Annotated in this window: 2 protein-coding genes; both read left to right on the plus strand. The window is 69.7% G+C overall.

What is annotated here, in order from left to right:
* Positions 1-172: 172 nt before the first annotated feature.
* Positions 173-1168: an alpha/beta hydrolase-fold protein gene (locus tag AB0G08_RS30110; RefSeq protein WP_358094350.1), complete on the plus strand. Its 996-nt coding sequence runs from the start codon at positions 173-175 to the stop codon at positions 1166-1168.
* Between the two features lie 44 nt (positions 1169-1212).
* The coding region (locus tag AB0G08_RS30115) for a M23 family metallopeptidase (RefSeq protein WP_358094353.1) at positions 1213-1947 on the plus strand (735 nt) is incomplete at its 3' end.

A 1947-nucleotide genomic window follows, 5' to 3' on the forward strand; every position in this document is an offset into this window, starting at 1 on the left:
ACGACGTCTACGTCGCACTCTCCACCGGCACCACCTTCAACCCCAGCACCAAATGGCACGACTTCTTCGGCCTCAACGGCGAAACCACCCTCTGAACCCCGTCCCGTGTAGCCAGAAAGCTCCGCGCCGCGGTTCTCGTACGCCCGGCGCGGTCCGACCAGATGGAGGATCCATGGAGAACACCCCCGCCGTCCGCCGGCCCGTCAGCCGCCGACGTCTCCTGACCGGCGCTGCGGGAGTCGCCACCGCCGGCGCGTTCGCCGGCGCCCTGGCCGCGCCGCTGCCCGCCTCCGCCGCCCAGGACGGCCACGGCCTGCGCATCGTGGACCGCAACGAGAACGGGGGCCGCCTGCAGTACTACCGCTTCGCCACGGACGCCATCGAGTGGGACCCGGCGGTCAACGTCCTGCTGCCCGACGGCTACCACACCAGCGGCAAGCGCTACCCGGTGCTGTACCTGCTGCACGGCGGAGCGGCCGACTTCCGGACCTTCCACATGCAGGACAACATCATCAACCTGACCGCCGGCAGGGAGATCATCGTCGTCATGCCGGACGCCTCCACCGGCTGGTACTCGAACCCGGTCAGCAGCAACACCGGTCCCCGCAACTGGGAAACCTTCCACATGGCGCAGCTGCTGCCGTGGATCGAGTCGAACTTCCGCACCTTCCCCGAGTACAACGGTCGCGCCGTGGCCGGCTTCTCCATGGGCGGCTTCGGCGCCCTCAAGTACACCGCGAAGTACTACGGCCACTTCTGCTCGGTCAGTTCCCACTCCGGCCCGGCCAGCCTGCGCCGGGACTTCGGCCTCGTCGTGCACTGGGCCAACACCACGTCGGCCGCCATGGACCTCGGCGGCGGCACCGTCTACGGCGCCCCGCTGTGGGACGAGGCGCGGGTCACCGCCGACAACCCGGTCCAGCGCATCGAGAGCTACCGCAACAAGCGCATCTTCCTGGCCGCCGGCACCTCGCCCGACCCGATCAACTGGTTCGACTACGTCAACGAGACCCAGGTGCTGGCCGGTCAGCGCGAGTTCCGGGCGGCCCTGGGCCGGGCCGGCATCCCCCACGAGTGGCGGGAACTGCCCGGCGGCCACTACTTCCGGCACGAGATCTTCGTCCAGGATCTCAACGGGATGCTCGGACGCCTGCGCCGCGCCGGCTGACCCTCGTCCAGTCCGTTCGAGTCTTCCCCGACGGGAGTCACCCCATGTCACGGCATCCGAGGACCGGGGCGCGTCGCGTCCTGGTCGCCCTGCTCACCCTGGCGGTGGGCGTCCTGACCGGCGCGGTGGCGACATCGTCCCCCGCGCTCGCCGCGCCGAACTTCAAGGCCCCGTTCCCGTGCGGGCAGCGGTGGACCTACGACCACCACAGCGCCGAGGTCCGGCAGGCCCTGGACTTCGTGCGGGCCGACGGAGGCACCACAGCGGGCACGCCGCAGGTCGCCTCCGCCGCCGGCGTCGCCCGGCGGTACTCGCAGCCCAGCGGCGCCGGCAACTACATCGTCATCGACCACGGCGGCGGTTGGACCACCTACTACTTCCACCTCAGCTCGTATTCCGTGCCCGACGGGGCGTACGTGCAGCAGGGCCAGCAGATCGGCACCACGGGCAGCACCGGCAACTCGTCGGGGCCGCACATCCACTACGAGCAGCTCTACAACGGCGTCGGGCAGACGATCGTGATCAACGGGACATCGCTGGCGCCGTATCCCGGTCGGTACCACGAGAAGTACCTGGTCAGCGACAACTGCGGCCCGTCGCCGTCGGGTGGCCGGTATCTGGCGGGTTCGCCCACCGACTTCACCGGCGACGGCCGCGACGACATCGTCGCCTTCACCCAGGGCTCCCTCAACGACGTCTACGTCGCCACCTCCACCGGCACCACCTTCGCCGGCACCTCCGTCAAGTGGAACGACTTCTTCGGCCTCAACGGCGAAACC

The organism is Micromonospora sp. NPDC023644 (assembly GCF_040640115.1).
Classification (GTDB): Bacteria; Actinomycetota; Actinomycetes; order Mycobacteriales; family Micromonosporaceae; genus Micromonospora.